Annotated in this window: 12 protein-coding genes and 2 pseudogenes; 7 read left to right on the forward strand and 7 right to left on the reverse strand. The window is 43.0% G+C overall.

Annotated elements, in window-relative coordinates:
- The 3 genes and pseudogenes from V7K40_RS27515 to V7K40_RS27525 form a co-directional block, all read left to right on the forward strand.
- A pseudogene (locus V7K40_RS27515) lies at nt 1-228 on the forward strand (hypothetical protein); the annotation flags it as partial.
- A 120-nt stretch (nt 229-348) separates the two neighbouring features.
- The gene (locus tag V7K40_RS27520) at nt 349-1,590 is read left to right on the forward strand and encodes an NAD(P)-binding domain-containing protein (protein ID WP_334965406.1); all 1,242 of its coding nucleotides are present in this window, start codon (nt 349-351) and stop codon (nt 1,588-1,590) included.
- 420 nt (nt 1,591-2,010) lie between these two features.
- Nucleotides 2,011-2,229, forward strand: coding sequence for a hypothetical protein (locus tag V7K40_RS27525; protein ID WP_163937100.1), 219 nt, complete (start codon nt 2,011-2,013; stop codon nt 2,227-2,229).
- A gap of 42 nt (nt 2,230-2,271) precedes the next feature.
- Here the strand turns inward: V7K40_RS27525 and ribD are convergent, their stop codons facing one another.
- From ribD to V7K40_RS27550, 5 genes are all read right to left on the reverse strand, one after another.
- Nucleotides 2,272-3,486, reverse strand: coding sequence for a bifunctional diaminohydroxyphosphoribosylaminopyrimidine deaminase/5-amino-6-(5-phosphoribosylamino)uracil reductase RibD (ribD, locus tag V7K40_RS27530; RefSeq protein ID WP_334965455.1), 1,215 nt, complete (start codon nt 3,484-3,486; stop codon nt 2,272-2,274).
- A gap of 348 nt (nt 3,487-3,834) precedes the next feature.
- On the reverse strand, nt 3,835-4,386 hold the full coding sequence (locus V7K40_RS27535; RefSeq protein ID WP_334965408.1) for a DoxX family protein: 552 nt from the start codon (nt 4,384-4,386) through the stop codon (nt 3,835-3,837).
- 80 nt (nt 4,387-4,466) lie between these two features.
- Nucleotides 4,467-5,729: an NAD(P)/FAD-dependent oxidoreductase gene (locus tag V7K40_RS27540; protein WP_334965410.1), complete on the reverse strand. Its 1,263-nt coding sequence runs from the start codon at nt 5,727-5,729 to the stop codon at nt 4,467-4,469.
- 19 nt (nt 5,730-5,748) lie between these two features.
- A complete protein-coding gene (locus V7K40_RS27545; protein WP_334965412.1) occupies nt 5,749-5,892 on the reverse strand; it encodes a hypothetical protein in 144 nt (47 codons plus the stop codon).
- A 227-nt stretch (nt 5,893-6,119) separates the two neighbouring features.
- Nucleotides 6,120-6,719, reverse strand: a complete 600-nt coding sequence (locus V7K40_RS27550; RefSeq protein ID WP_298905977.1) for an MBL fold metallo-hydrolase — start codon at nt 6,717-6,719, stop codon at nt 6,120-6,122.
- Between the two features lie 197 nt (nt 6,720-6,916).
- Between V7K40_RS27550 and V7K40_RS27555 the strand changes: the two genes are divergently transcribed.
- Together V7K40_RS27555 and V7K40_RS27560 are read left to right on the forward strand one after the other, a co-directional pair.
- On the forward strand, nt 6,917-8,113 hold the full coding sequence (locus tag V7K40_RS27555; RefSeq protein WP_334965415.1) for an aminotransferase class I/II-fold pyridoxal phosphate-dependent enzyme: 1,197 nt from the start codon (nt 6,917-6,919) through the stop codon (nt 8,111-8,113).
- Nucleotides 8,114-8,140: 27 nt separating this feature from the next.
- Nucleotides 8,141-8,836 (forward strand): annotated as a pseudogene (locus tag V7K40_RS27560) (IS1 family transposase).
- Between the two features lie 123 nt (nt 8,837-8,959).
- Here V7K40_RS27560 and modB read toward each other — a convergent pair.
- Complete coding sequence (gene modB, locus V7K40_RS27565) at nt 8,960-10,762, reverse strand: molybdate ABC transporter permease subunit (protein ID WP_334965417.1); 1,803 nt, start codon at nt 10,760-10,762, stop codon at nt 8,960-8,962.
- A 279-nt stretch (nt 10,763-11,041) separates the two neighbouring features.
- Between modB and V7K40_RS27570 the strand changes: the two genes are divergently transcribed.
- Nucleotides 11,042-11,200, forward strand: a complete 159-nt coding sequence (locus V7K40_RS27570) for a hypothetical protein (RefSeq protein WP_334965419.1) — start codon at nt 11,042-11,044, stop codon at nt 11,198-11,200.
- 345 nt (nt 11,201-11,545) lie between these two features.
- Here V7K40_RS27570 and V7K40_RS27575 read toward each other — a convergent pair whose 3' ends face one another.
- Nucleotides 11,546-12,448, reverse strand: a complete 903-nt coding sequence (locus V7K40_RS27575; RefSeq protein WP_334965421.1) for a class I SAM-dependent methyltransferase — start codon at nt 12,446-12,448, stop codon at nt 11,546-11,548.
- A gap of 277 nt (nt 12,449-12,725) precedes the next feature.
- Here V7K40_RS27575 and V7K40_RS27580 point away from each other — a divergent pair, with 277 nt between their 5' ends.
- Complete coding sequence (locus tag V7K40_RS27580; protein WP_334965423.1) at nt 12,726-14,237, forward strand: FAD-dependent oxidoreductase; 1,512 nt, start codon at nt 12,726-12,728, stop codon at nt 14,235-14,237.
- Nucleotides 14,238-14,341: the final 104 nt, after the last annotated feature.

Raw genomic sequence — 14,341 nt, forward strand, 5'->3', positions numbered from 1 at the left:
GGAACCGTCCACGCCTTCCGCATAAACAGCGAGAGCGCCCGCCTGTTGAACCTCTACACGCCGGCCGGCTTTGAGCGCAGCGTCGCCATGCTCGGTGAGCCAACGCAGTCGAGGAACCTGCCGCCGTCTGGTTGGACTCAGCCGGAAGTGCCGGACTACCAGCGTGCAAGGCTGTTCGCCGATATTGGTATGCGACCGATCGCCATTCCCAACCCCTTCAGATCCTAAACGGACTCGCGCGGATGCCGCGTCCCATTAGGCGGGACAGTTTGGGGACCGTAATGGAATGGCCAGACACATCGTTACTATGAATTTTGAGATAATTGCCTGCTGACGGAAAAATTGTCCATGAGTGAATACATAGAAACGGTCATTATCGGAGGTGGACAAGCTGGGCTTTCGATTAGCTACTACTTGACCCAGAAAGCTTGTCAACATATTGTCCTTGAGCAATCACCTCAAGCGAGTAATGCTTGGCGCAATCAGCGTTGGGACTCGTTCACCCTCGTGACCCCCAATTGGCAGATTCGACTACCAGGAGCAGAATATCAAGGCGACGAGCCAGATGGTTTCATGACCCGTGACGAAATCGTAACTTACTTGGAGCGATATGTGGAGCGCTTCAACCTACCTGTGCATTATGGCATCCAAGTCACAGCAGTAGAACAAAATTCTCCAAAAGCAGGCTATATTGTCAAGACCAGCAGTGGAATGTTCTCAGCGACCAATGTGGTAGTAGCTACTGGTCTATTCCAGCGCCCTAAAATTCCATCTTTCAGCATCACTTTTCCAGCAGAGATAAAGCAACTTCATTCCAGCGAATACCGCAATCCAGAGGCGCTACCAGTTGGTGCGGTGCTAGTGGTGGGTAGTGGACAATCGGGCTGTCAGATTGCCGAGGAGCTTTATCAGAGCGGAATCAAAGTGTATTTGTGCGTCAGCAGTGCTGGTCGGATACCTCGTCGGTATCGGGGCAAAGATATCACCTGGTGGATAGATAAGATGGGGTCTTATGAGCGGACAGTAGATAAGCTACCCTCCCCGAAAGCTAAGTTTAAAGGAAATCCGCATTTATCTGGTAAAGGTGGCGGTCATACTCTCAACCTGCACCAATTTGCGCGAGATGGGGTAGTGCTGTTAGGTCGGATTCAAGGTCTACATGACGGCAAGATTACATTAGCTGCGGATCTTAAGGAAAATCTGGCCAAAGCGGATAAGTTTGAGAGCGATTTGCTCAAAGATATTGACGACTATATCGAGAAAAACGGGCTAGATATCCCCAAAGAGAACCTGCTTAATTTGCGCGATGGCTATGACATGGAAGAAATTTTAGAGTTGGACTTAAAATCCATCGGTGTCACTAGCGTGATTTGGGCTATGGGCTACAAGTTCGATTTCAGCTTAGTTCACTTGTCGGTCTTGGATAGTGATGGCTATCCGATTCACAAGCGTGGTCTCACAAATTATCCGGGACTTTACTTACTAGGTCTACCTTGGCTGCACACCGTGAAGTCAGGCCTTCTGTTGGGTGTTGCAGAGGATGCAGCCTTCATTGGATCAAAGATCGTGGCTCAACAGCAGAAGAAGTAATTCTGGATTAGGAAAGTAGGATGAATCGGAATGTGTTATTTGACAGTAAAATGGCGATCGCAGGGCTTTGTATTCTATAAGACAGATTTAGTATTCAATATAGTCCTGAAAAAACTGGCTTTCTTGGGCTACAATCAACATAATTTCGGTCTTCCCAAACACAAAAAACCAGTTTTTAGAATTTAGTGGATTTGTTTTCTCGGATTTGCGACTAAATCCACGAAAATCTGTCTTTCCCATGCCTCAATCCCCAATCCCCATTTTTCAAATTGAGTTTTAAATTCTTAATCTTCATAAAGTTATAAATATCATTATTAAGTTTTTGATAATACTTGTCTCAGCTTCTACATTTATGTCGTCAAGTACGATCAAAATTGTGTAATCTGAAAACAACAAAGCTAATTATTCAATTGAGGTCTGATGACTCCTACGATTATGCGTCAGCTTTGGTCAGTGGTTGAAACTGCCCAAGCCAAGCTCCTCTTGCAACTGGATGATGCTAGCTTGGTGCAGTGGTTAGTGAAACAAACCGAAACGCAAGTGTTGTTAGATTCTAACGAAACTGATTTTCTGTGCCACTACATTCAATCTCGGCTAGCCCTTATCCGTGATATTGCCCATGAACGTCAGTGTTCATGATAGCAAAATCACGACGAATTAATTGATAGTCAAGTGTTATTACTATTGACTATTGGCTTTTTGGGGAAAATAACCTTCTACTAAGCAGTCAGACCCTACTACACGCCAACGAACACGTTCTAGAGACAACGCCTCAGTCATGGTAGTAAAACCTAAATCGCCCACAGGTGTGGGAGCAATATTACCACCAATGATTTTTGGGGCGATAAATGCTAGAACTTTTTGCACTGCTCCTTGAGCAATCGCACTAGCAGCTAAAGTCCCACCACATTCCCACAAGACGCTACAAAAACCGCGCTCATATAAGTACGCCATAGCTTTATCTGGTGTAAGTGATGTTAATTCCACCACCTCCACCCCAAGTTTTCGCAACAGTTCTTGGAAATCGGGGTTAGCACCCTCCTCTGTCAACACCAAAGTTGGAGCATCCGCAGTTTGCCACAGATGGGCATTTTCCGGTAAGTTAAGATGGCGACTCATCACCACCCGCAGGGGATTATGTGCCTCCACTTGATGGCTGGTTAAATAAGGATTATCCTGTCGGACTGTATTCCCGCCGACAATTATTGCATCACTTGCCGCCCGGAGTTGATGTACTTCAGTACGGGCCTCTTGGCTTGTCACCCAGGCGCTGTGACCGGAGGTAGTAGCAATTTTGCCATCTAAAGTCATGGCATATTTTAAAATTCCCAAAGGTCGTTTGTAGAGAATGCGATGCACAAAAGCTTCATTTAGCTGATGACAAGCTTCTTCCTCTACTCCTACCAACACTTCGATCCCCGCCGCACGTAAACGGGCAATCCCACCTCCAGCTACCAGTGGATTGGGATCAACCATACCCACTACTACTTTTGCCACCCCTGCTTGGATCAAGCCTTCCGAACAAGGGGGAGTCCGTCCGTAATGATTGCAAGGTTCAAGTGACACATAGATTGTTGCACCACGAGAGCGATCGCCTGCTGCTTGCAAGGCAAACACTTCTGCATGAGGCTCACCTGCACGAGGATGAAACCCTTCGCCGACAATCTCGCCATCCTTGACAATCACCGCTCCGACTAACGGATTTGGTGAAGTCCGTCCTAAAGCGCGGCGAGCAAGTTCCAAACACCGCAGCATCATGCGAGAGTCAAAGTCAGTTCCTACCTTTTCCTGCGGTGGTGAATTCGATCCAACTGCTGACTCCACTAGATGTATATTTTCCTGAGTATAATTTGGTAAGGATGCATCTGCTTGAGCGACCACTGGGGAATTATCCATAATTTTAGGCAACACTGTAAATATTCTGCACGCGATCGCGCAGCCTTTTCACAGGAGAATCGCGCTTTGCCCCTGATAATTAAACAGAGTCAAATTCAGGTGCTATTATTAGCTGTTTTAACTTGCATCAGCCTGTAATATTCAGATTACAATTCTTTTTGTAGCCTTTTTCATTTATTTGAACCACAATCTTCTGTTGGGTTGCACAGATATCTGTGCAACCCAGACATTTACAGCGTCGCTGCAAGTTCCTGTAAGCGATCGCTTCCATCGCGGAAAAAGGGCCAACTATCCCTTCGGTAATAAGTTTTGCTTAAGTAAGTGACATTCCACTTTAGGAATATTTCTTTATCTGAAAGTAGTATGATTGGGTAAACGATGCTGTAGCCGACGTTTTATCCAAAAGTTATTCTTAAAGAAGTTGACCCTACCTTGTTCACGATCCGCTCCTGAGTCTGCAAGGTTTTGTCTCTTTTTTCTCCAGTGATCGAGCGAGTAAATATTAAAGCTGTTGCCTGCAAGCAAAATAAACAGCACAATCCCGTAAGAAAGCATGGAGGTAGCTGCACCCCAGTTTTGTATCGATGTCACCCCTAACTTCAGAATTATCATCAGGGCAAAGGTGATAATCAAAGCGCTTCTGGTTGCTAACCCAAGTGTGATTAACACGCCCACAATTAACTCTACAGGGGGCACTAGGTAAGAATTGATTCTCACTAGAAATTCTGGGAAATAAGAATCTGCTAGTTCTTTGACAGTCTCTTCAACGAATCCAGGGATGTTAAAAATGCGAGTGAATCCGTGATTAAAGTAATTCACACCGATGAGAATTCGCAGCAACAAATAGGCAATCGCAACATCTTTTGGTTTGAGACTAATGTAGGTTCTATTTTCAGTCATTGCCTGAACTCCAACTATGGTACGTCAACGGTGGTTGATTTCAATTGCAGGAATTTGGAAATATTTGGCGCTTTTGAGAGCTAACGTTCTTTCACTGACAGAATTAAGTGAACTGAGCGATCGCGTAATAAGTAAGTGTAAAGCCAAGTAAGTAATACTAGTAAACGACTGCGGTAGCCAGGAAGATATATTAAATGAACTCCTAGCCACATCAGCCAAGCCAAGCATCCTGTAAAGGCAAATGCACCAATTTTTCCCACACCTGAATAACAGCCAATAATCGCTAATCTTCCCTTGTTGAAATAGCTAAAGGGCTTTGGTGATTTACCTCGAAATTCCCGCTGAATATTTCGGGCTACAGTAATACCCTGCTGAACCGCTTCTGGTGCAACCCCAGTTAATGGTTTACCGTTCTGTTCTACATAGGCCAGATCCCCAATCGCATAAACATTGGGTTGCTCTAACAATTGTAAGGTGGGATGAACAAGTAATTTTCCTTTATTTGCCAAAGATACCTTCTCAGATATTGTGGGAGAGTTTGCCTCTAACCCCGCAGTCCAAATCACGGTTGCAGTTGAAATTACTTTATGGTTTTGCAGATGTAAAGATTCAAAAGTCACTCTAATCACTTTTGTTTGTAGATAAACCTTCACTCCTAGCTGATGTAATCGTTTGTAAGTGTAAGTTCCCAACTTCTTTGGCAGATCGGCCAACAAGCGATCGCCAGATTGCACGAGAATCAACTTCACTTCCTTGAAAAGTATCCGATAATCTCGACGCAAGTGACCTCGAAGCATTTCAGCGAAAGCACCTACCACCTCAACACCGGTTGGCCCACCGCCAACGATCGTAAACGTCAGCAGTTGTTGGCGTCGTGATGAATCAGATTCCTGGATAGCTCGCTCAAAACAAGAGAAAATGTGATTTCGGATTGCTATTGCTTCTTCTAGCGTTCTCATCGAGAAAGCATATTCTAAAGCTCCAGGAACTCCGAAAAACTGGGTTCGGCTTCCAGTTGCAAGCACCAGAAAGTCATAAGTGATTACACAACTATCTGTTTCAACAGTTTGCCTTGAAAAATCAATTTGCTCAACCTCAGCCATCAAAAATTTAACCTTAGGCTTATTCCGTAGGAAAGAGAATCGCCGTAATATTGTCCGGATTGGGTAAGCAATGTATTCTGGTTCCAATTGACCTGTCGCAACCTGATATAACAACGGTACAAAGGTGTGATAATTGTTGCGATCAATTAACAATACATCTGCACCATAATCAGCTAAAGATTGGGCAGCTTGCAACCCACCGAATCCAGCGCCAATAATGACAACGCGGCGACTGTTCATTCTTTCCCTCTTGATTTAGCTAGTGAGTCAAGTTATTAACGCCAGTTGCGACAACGGATAGGGCAGCCTCAGCCTCTTCTCCTTGGATACCTCCACCTCTGTATGTCCAAGATGCCTTAGCTGCTTCTATAAAAGTCCAATCTTTATGAATATGAACTCTCATTTAATTTGTGTAAATTATTACTATTTTTAGAAAAATTGTCGCTTTTATTTCTCAATTTTCCGGTATTAGGAGCAAAAATACTTAGAAGCAACAATCAACATAACATAATTCCATCAATCAAAGCAGGCATTCTCTAAAGAATTGGAGAAGTTTTAGCAATAGTCTCTTAGGCAGAAAATATTGCCTCAACTTCCCCAACATTTAAACCGATGATCGCCCCCACCCATTTACAGCGTCGCTGCAAGTTCCTGTAAGCGATCGCTTCCATCACGGAAGACGGGCCAACCATCCCCCACCAGCACTGCTTCTATCCGACTCAGTTGAGCCAGCCTGCGAACAGAAGCAACAGCCTTCTCTCGATTCAGCAGCTTGTCATCTGGCAATATAGTTAAGCTACCTGCTTTGCGTGCCCTGACTAAATCTCCTGTAATCAAAGTCGTCTCCTCCAGTAACAGAGCCAATTCACCGGGAGTTTTCGAGCCTTGGAGTTCAATCACCTTAAGTCCTGGTACAAATTCTTCTCCATCAGACAGCCAGCGATCGCAAGGTATGGGGAAAGTGTCTTTTTCTGCCAGAGGGCCAGCTATCTTAGCATAAGTTTGATCGGCAATTTCTTTACTTGCCCTGACATGCTCGGAATTTGTCAGCACAATCCAAACTACACCACCGAGGGATTTCAGATGATTCCAATCATGGTTTGATAGCGCTACTGGGTCAATCAAGATGTTGCCATCTGGGCGAATCCAGGCAATCCCATTGAAATCAATATTTCTTGCCGGATTGAAATTAGACCAGCTATAAAGATCGGGACGGTGCAAAGATTTCATGATGATTCTGGATCAGTACTTCAGTAATTGACTATTAGTATCAATAATTAAGTATATAGATTATAAGGTTGCATTCTCTCTGGATCTGGAATTTGAGTATACTACGATAAATCTATCGATATTATGAATTTTATTTGGTTTACAGAAATTCCCGGATAACGGCAATAGAGATCAATGGAGGTATAGGGGTGAGTGAGATGCAGCGCCAAAAAATATCAGCGAAGGCAGACCAGTTTAGAGAGTCAGTGATTCGGGAAATGACCCGGGTAGCACTGCAACATGGTGCAGTGAATCTGGCGCAGGGGTTCCCCGATTTTCCCTGTCCCTTAGAGTTGAAACAGGCAGCTTACGAAGCAATAGAGGCAGATGTCAACCAGTATGCCATTACTTGGGGCGATCGCCCATTTCGTCATGCGATCGCCAACAAAGTTCGTTGGTATCTCGGTTTAGATATCGATCCCGAAACCCAAATCACCGTTACCTGCGGTTCCACAGAAGCAATGGCAGCTGTGATGCTAGCGACAGTCGATCCTGGGGATGAAGTGATTGTATTTGAGCCATATTACGAAAACTACGGCCCTGATGCGATTTTAGCTGGTGCTAAACCCCGGTACGTGACACTGCATCCCCCCGATTGGACATTTGATGAAGCACAGTTGCGTCAAGCTTTCAATGCCAATACCAAAGCTATTATTATCAACACACCCCACAACCCCACAGGTAAAGTCTTCACTCGTGAAGAACTCACCCTAATTGCTGAACTTTGTCAAAAGTGGGATGTGTTAGCGTTCACAGACGAAATTTACGAACATATTCTCTATGATGGCACTCAACATATCGCTCTAGCCACCCTTCCCGGAATGGAAGAACGCACCGTTACGATTAACGGTCTATCCAAAACTTACAGCGTTACCGGATGGCGAGTCGGCTACATTTTGGCAAACCCCGAATTGACAGGAGCGATTCGCAAAGTCCATGACTTTTTGACCGTTGGCGCTCCTGCACCATTGCAACGAGCCGGAGTTACCGCCATGCAACTGCCACCATCCTATTATCAAGAACTAGCCAAACTTTATCACCAGAAGCGAGACAGGATTTTACAGATTCTAGATCAGGTTGGCATTCCCTATTTCGTCCCCAAAGGAGCTTATTACGTTCTTGCAGATATTTCCAAATTTGGCTACAAAACTGATGTTGAATTCACTTATCATCTAATTAAAAATATTGGTGTTGCCGTAGTTCCTGGTTCCAGCTTTTTCAGCCAACCAGAAAAAGGACATTCATTGATCAGATTTTGCTTTAGCAAAAGACCTGAGACATTACAAACAGCGAGCGAGCGCTTACTCAAACTCCAATCAAATCCAAACTCTGGAAGCATGACGGGCGTTGCATAATAGAGGGATGAATAGAAATGTTCTGCTATGCAATGTCCATACTGCGAGTCTACTGAGGTTAGAAAAAATGGTAAACGAAGGGGTAAACAAAATCACATTTGTGTAAAATGTGGTCGTCAATTTATCGATGTTTACAGCCCGCCAAAAGGGTACTCAGATGAAATCAAGCAAGAATGTTTAAGGGCATACGTTAATGGCATGGGATTTCGAGCCATTGAGCGTGACAAAGGAGTTGATCATACAACTGTAATTTATTGGCTCAAACAAATTGGTGAAAAAATACCCAATGCACCACCAACGACGGACATACCAGAAGTTGGGGAATTAGATGAACTGGAAACCTTTGTCCGGTCAAAAAAAACAAAGTTTGGTTGTGGACAGCAATAAATCACTTTCGAGAGGGGATTTTGGCTTGGGTCATAGGCGATGCCTTGTCTACGAGAGGCTTCGCCAACGGCGGGCAAAGCCTACGCAGCGGGAAAACATTTGAATTATTATGGAAGATTGTTTCCTGTTGGCAGTGTTATTTCTATGTGACAGATGGTTGGAAAGTTTATCCCTGTTTTATCGAGCCAGGAGACCATATCGTCAGTAAAACTTACATGACTAGGGTGGAGGGTGAGAATACGCGTTTACGTCATTATCTAGCAAGACTACACCGAAAAACACTATGCTATTCCAAATCAGTAGATATTTAAATACTCTGTTAGATTATTACTTTAGGATTTAAAGTATAATTAAATACCAATATTTACTTGATTCATCCCGCATTTATGCAACGCCGCATGACGGTACACCATATTAGTTGTGTTTGTGGAATTGGGATTGCGATGTATATCTCTGCGTTCACTCCATCAAAATCAAGCGCAGAGGATCTAAACGCACATACCAAGGAAAAGGTTGGTCTTTCATCGTCGCCCATTTTTCTTTGAAGACTTCAGCTTGCAGATGGTAATCTTGAGAATTTTTGCCAGCAGAATGTAGTTTGAGAAACAACGTCATTCTATGGGGCGTTTCACTTGTTCGTACTAGCCAACAGGGAAAAGTATTTTCCTGTGAAGAGTCGTTGGTAAAAATTAACTGATGGGCACGAATGCCGATGTGGGATAATTCGCTCTTGGCTGGTTCAACAACTTGAAGAGTACAACCCCAATCAGTCGCTTCTACCTGTTGTGATGACTGGAGAACAATGCGGGAGAAATTTTTACATCCGGTAAGTTGGGCGACACTCACAGTAGCTGGATGCTGGAAAATATCATGTTTGCTGCCACAATGAACGGCTCTACCATGCTCCAATACCAACAGATTCGGGCAAATCCGATAAGCTTCTTCCATATTATGGGTGACAAATAGAGTTACACCTTGGTAGCCAGCTAGAGTTTCTGTCATTTGCTCCTCTAATTGACTACGTAGATGAGTGTCAAGTGCTGAAAACGGCTCATCCAAAAGCAATGCTTCCGGTTGACTCGCTAATGCTCTTGCTAAGGCTACCCGTTGTTGTTGACCCCCAGAAAGTTGGTGTGGATAGCGATCGCCTAATCCCTGCAACTGCATCGCTAATAATTGCTCCTCTACCTGCACTCGAATACTCCCAGCAGATAGTTTTTTAGGCAAGCCGAAAGCGATGTTTTGCGCCACACTCATGTGCGGAAAGAGAGCGTAATTCTGCACTAAAAAACCGATGCGGCGATCGCGACTGGGTAAATTAATTCCTTGTTCCGAGTCAAACAGGACTCTACCATTTAAAACTATCCGCCCGATTGTAGGCGTTTCTATTCCCGCAAGGCAACGCAAAATCATGCTCTTACCTGCTCCAGAACCCCCTAACAATCCCAAGGGTTGCTCATCAGTAGTGAAAGCAACTTTTAAATGAAAGCTAGGAAGTATTTTTTCAATATTGACAAACAATCCACCAGATTCAAAGCTAGATTGCAGGGTATAAAGATTTTCTCCCCCCGCTCCCTGCTCCCTGCTCCTTGCTCCCCTCCTCTTTTCCCTCAATTCTTGCCAGAAGTTGACTGCAATAATTCCAGATAGAGAAATCACCATAATTGCGATCGCCCAAAACCAAGCCTCATTCATTGCTCCCGCTTCCACAGCAAAATAAATCGCCATTGGAATTGTCTGCGTAACTCCTGGAATGTTACCAGCCAGCATCAACGTTGCACCGAATTCTCCCAAAGCACGGGCAAAAGCAAGCATTGTGGCAGCTACAATGCCGGGTAGTGCTAGGGGTAAAGTGATACGCCAAAAGATTGTGGTTTCATTTGCACCAAGGGTTCTAGCTACTCGCAGCAAATTACCATCTATTTGTTCAAAGGCTCCCAATGCAGTTTTATACATCAACGGAAAAGAAACTACCATAGCTGCGATCGCTGCACCATACCAAGTAAAGACGATGCTGAAGTCAAAAGCCTGCATGAGTTTCCCTACAGGTCCATTTTTGCCAAAAAATAGCAGCAACAAGAAACCGACAACCGTGGGTGGTAAGATCAGGGGCGCAATAAAGATACCCTCAATCAACGATTTGCCTTTGCCACGATATCCCAGCATCCAGTAGGCAGCAGCGATACCCAAGAAGAAGGTGATAAATGTAGCAAGTAATGAAGTTTTGAGTGATATCCAAAGAGGCGATAAATCCAATGGCATAGTTGTCTGGGGAAGAATTAGCTTAATTAATCCCTAATTTACCAACTTTAATCTCAATATTTTGCTAAAAGTTGGTAAATTAGATCACAAATATAGCAATCTGAATCATTCGTAAGAAACAAGATCCCCGACTTCTCAAAGAAGTCGGGGATCTATGGCTTGCAATTCTCACAAATCAAAACAGGGGTAAGATCACTGAAGCTGGAATCATTAAAAACTGGTAGCTTATTTTGTAGTTACAACTGCTCAACACTCTTTGGTGGTGAAATAAGGTACATAATGTCTCAAACTGAAAGTGATAAACAAATTGAAACAACCCGTGATAAACTGATTACTAAATGGACTCAAATTATTGAGGTGATTAGCAATAGTCAAGTGGAATACTTCTTGCATACAAAGGCATCACCTAAAGAGTCTATTAGCTACTCAAAGATATAGGAAAAAAAGCTGGACTTATCAAAAAAGCTAGTCTTTGCAGAACACTCAGTATTTTACAGGATAAAGACCCAGAGGTATTTGACTGGCTTTTACCATAAGTTAAAAAATGGTATCAAAACCTAGAGAGAGAAGGTTCTCAAAATAGCTGGAATACAACTTATCAAACATATCTAAAAGAATATCTTAATCAGCAGCTTCAAGAAATTGTTGAACTTTTTGATGAGCTATTGAAGGCATAATCGAGCAATAAGGTTGATCAAGCTTCAAAAAGTCTATCTGGTAAGCTTTTTCAAAAATCTGTTGTAGGGGCACAGCAATGCTGTGCCCGTAGGGCGTGGTCTGTAATTAGTCTAGTTGAGTGCTGTAGGCACTAAAACCATAAGCCAAAGTTTCTTTTAAAGCATCTGATGGTTTAAGACTTCTGTTAATAGCATTAGCAAAGGGCACTGGAATTCCTTTAATAGTTTCCGGCAAAATTGCATATTCTTCCGTTGGTTCGACAATGTATTGTGGAGACTTCGTTTGGATGCCAGCAGTCGCTAACATTTCATTAATTTCAGCGGCTGAATATTGCTTGAGATAAACTGGGTTTCTTACAAATGGGTTCAGCCTTCTGATAAAATTATGGATAATATGAGAAGGACAAGACTTGTTGTGAAAGGAATGATTGAAAACAAAAATTCCACCAGGTTTGAGTATGCGAGATATATCAGCCAACAAATTTCTTAATTGTGCATCCGGTATATGCATAAAGACGCAGTTAGAAATTACCAAATCTATAGAATTATCTTCTAAGGGCAATATTTCAGCAGAATCGCAAATCAAGTTAAATTCAGCTTCTGGAAAAAAATTATATTCTTGTTTAACTTTGATTAACCGCCGCAATAAAGGTTCAGAAATATCAATTCCATAATATTTTTTGCATCTCAGATTTTTAGCTTTTGAGAGATGTAAAGGTGCGCGACCATAACCTGAACCAATCTCCAGAATAGAATCAACAGATTTATTCAACGGAAATTTGTTCCAAGTACCTCCAGGCGTGCCAGTTAGCAGAGTGTAATCTTGTTTGATGGGCGATGTATCTGCAACTTTTTCAATTTTTTGGGAACCATAATATGTTTTACCAATTGCGTCCCATGTTTTTTTATGTTGAGTATTATTCAATTGTTCATAGTCACTAGGAAAATAAATGCCATCTCGTAATTCAAAGTCATTCAGACTGGATTTTACATTTGCTAATTGAGTCATTAGAATTATTCCTTATGAATAGTTAGTTCTGTTTTCTGTTATACTCTTAACTCAGCATTAACCGCAAGGGATTTTTACTGAACTGCTTCTCCTTAGCCTTTTTTCAAAGTTTATAGCTGTTTTCAATTCAATGGAATATATATCGTAGGGGCGCACAGCTGGGCTACCAAAGCGCGTATTGCATCCAAAGGAAAACTGCTGTAATAGCAACCCGTCGCCTAATCAGAACACGAGTTCGTATACATTAGTTAATGGACTGCAACAATCGGAGGCTGGGATGGTAGAAGGGTCAGAACTAAAACGGGTGGTAGTTGTAGGTGCAGGTTGGGCTGGTTTAGGAGCAACCTACCATTTGGCAAAACAAGGCTATGATGTGACCCTTCTAGAAGCAGGCCCCTATCCCGGTGGATTGGTAGCAGGTTGGCAAACAGCCGCCGGAAAATCTGTTGAAGCTGGCATTCATGGCTTTTGGTATCCTTACAAAAATATTTTTTCCCTAATCAATGAATTAGAAATTAATCCTTTTACTACTTGGACTCGTTCTTCGCAATATTCGCCAGCAGGTTTGGAAGTTGAATCACCGATTTTTCAAGACTTACCGCGACTCCCCTCCCCACTAGGAACTTTTCTCTACACTCAGTTTAAACGGCTGCCACTAATTGACCGTCTCAGCGCTCTGCCTTTACTTTATGCTGTTGTTGATTTTGACAATTCTGATGATGCTTGGCGGCGCTATGACTTTGTAACTGCCCGTGAATTATTTAAAGACTTTAATGTTTCTTTCCGACTTTACCGCGAGGCTTTTGAACCAATGTTATTAGTGGGCTTGTTTGCCCCTGGTGAACAATGTTCAGCCGCAGCAACTTTAGGGATGCTTTACTTTTTTATTCTGGCTCATCAACCAGATTTTGATGTGGTTTGGTGTCGGGGAACTGTCGGGGAAAAGATATTTCGTCCTTGGGTGGAACGTATCGAAAAAGCTGGTGTGCGAGTGTTGCCCAAACGTCGGGTTACAGATTTAATTGTTGATAGTAATCATCGAGCCAAGGCTGTGGTTTGTGGTGATGAAGTAATTGAAGCAGATGCCGTGATTTTTGCAGTTGGAATCACGGGTATGAAGAAAATTGTCTCAACTAGTCCTAGTTTACAAAGCCGTGAAGAATTCCGTAATTTGAGCAATTTAGGAGCAATTGATGTTTTAGCATCACGACTATGGTTTGACCGCAAAATTGATATTCCTCGTCCTTCTAATGCTTGTTTTGGATTCGACGCAACTACAGGTTGGACATTTTTTGATTTGAATGCTCTACATGATGAATATCGAGATGAGCCGGGAACAGTAATTGAAGCTGATTTTTATCACGCTAATCAGTTTCTGGGTTTGAGCGATGAGGAGATTTTACCAATAGTTCAGGGTTATTTAGCAACTTGTGTGCCAGCGTTTCGGGAGGCAAAGATCATTGATAGCAGTGTAATTCGGCTACCTCAGGCGGTGACTCACTTTGCACCTGGTAGCTATCGTTATATGTTGCCCGCTAAGACAAGTTTTGAGAATGTGTTTATGAGTGGGGATTGGATTGTGAACCGTCATGGTTCCTGGTCACAGGAAAAGGCTTATGTTACTGGTTTGGAGGCGGCGAATTTGGTGGTGTCTTATTTGGGAGAAGGTCAGCCATCTGAGATTTTAGCTGTAGAAGAGGATGAAGTGCATATACAAGTGGGGCGATCGCTCAACCAAACTTTGCGTGACTTGGGCAAATCTATCCTACCTGACTTTTGGTTGCCGTAATCCTTAAGAGCGCAAAGAGTGAATCATTAATTGTAATCTAAATTCGGTAAGCTAAAGAAAGCTATTGCGATACCATCCTTATAATGTAAATCAAATCACATAAG

It is taken from the genome of Nostoc sp. (assembly GCF_036917195.1).
In the GTDB taxonomy this organism is placed as follows: Bacteria; Cyanobacteriota; Cyanobacteriia; order Cyanobacteriales; family Nostocaceae; genus Nostoc.

Coding starts and splice junctions, on each gene's coding strand:
- V7K40_RS27520 (WP_334965406.1), top strand. CDS start 349: ATGAGTGAATACATAGAAACGGTCATTATCGGAGGTGGACAAGCTGGG.
- V7K40_RS27525 (WP_163937100.1), top strand. CDS start 2,011: ATGACTCCTACGATTATGCGTCAGCTTTGGTCAGTGGTTGAAACTGCC.
- ribD (WP_334965455.1), bottom strand. CDS start 3,486: ATGGATAATTCCCCAGTGGTCGCTCAAGCAGATGCATCCTTACCAAAT.
- V7K40_RS27535 (WP_334965408.1), bottom strand. CDS start 4,386: ATGACTGAAAATAGAACCTACATTAGTCTCAAACCAAAAGATGTTGCG.
- V7K40_RS27540 (WP_334965410.1), bottom strand. CDS start 5,729: ATGAACAGTCGCCGCGTTGTCATTATTGGCGCTGGATTCGGTGGGTTG.
- V7K40_RS27545 (WP_334965412.1), bottom strand. CDS start 5,892: ATGAGAGTTCATATTCATAAAGATTGGACTTTTATAGAAGCAGCTAAG.
- V7K40_RS27550 (WP_298905977.1), bottom strand. CDS start 6,719: ATGAAATCTTTGCACCGTCCCGATCTTTATAGCTGGTCTAATTTCAAT.
- V7K40_RS27555 (WP_334965415.1), top strand. CDS start 6,917: ATGCAGCGCCAAAAAATATCAGCGAAGGCAGACCAGTTTAGAGAGTCA.
- modB (WP_334965417.1), bottom strand. CDS start 10,762: ATGCCATTGGATTTATCGCCTCTTTGGATATCACTCAAAACTTCATTA.
- V7K40_RS27570 (WP_334965419.1), top strand. CDS start 11,042: ATGTCTCAAACTGAAAGTGATAAACAAATTGAAACAACCCGTGATAAA.
- V7K40_RS27575 (WP_334965421.1), bottom strand. CDS start 12,448: ATGACTCAATTAGCAAATGTAAAATCCAGTCTGAATGACTTTGAATTA.
- V7K40_RS27580 (WP_334965423.1), top strand. CDS start 12,726: ATGGTAGAAGGGTCAGAACTAAAACGGGTGGTAGTTGTAGGTGCAGGT.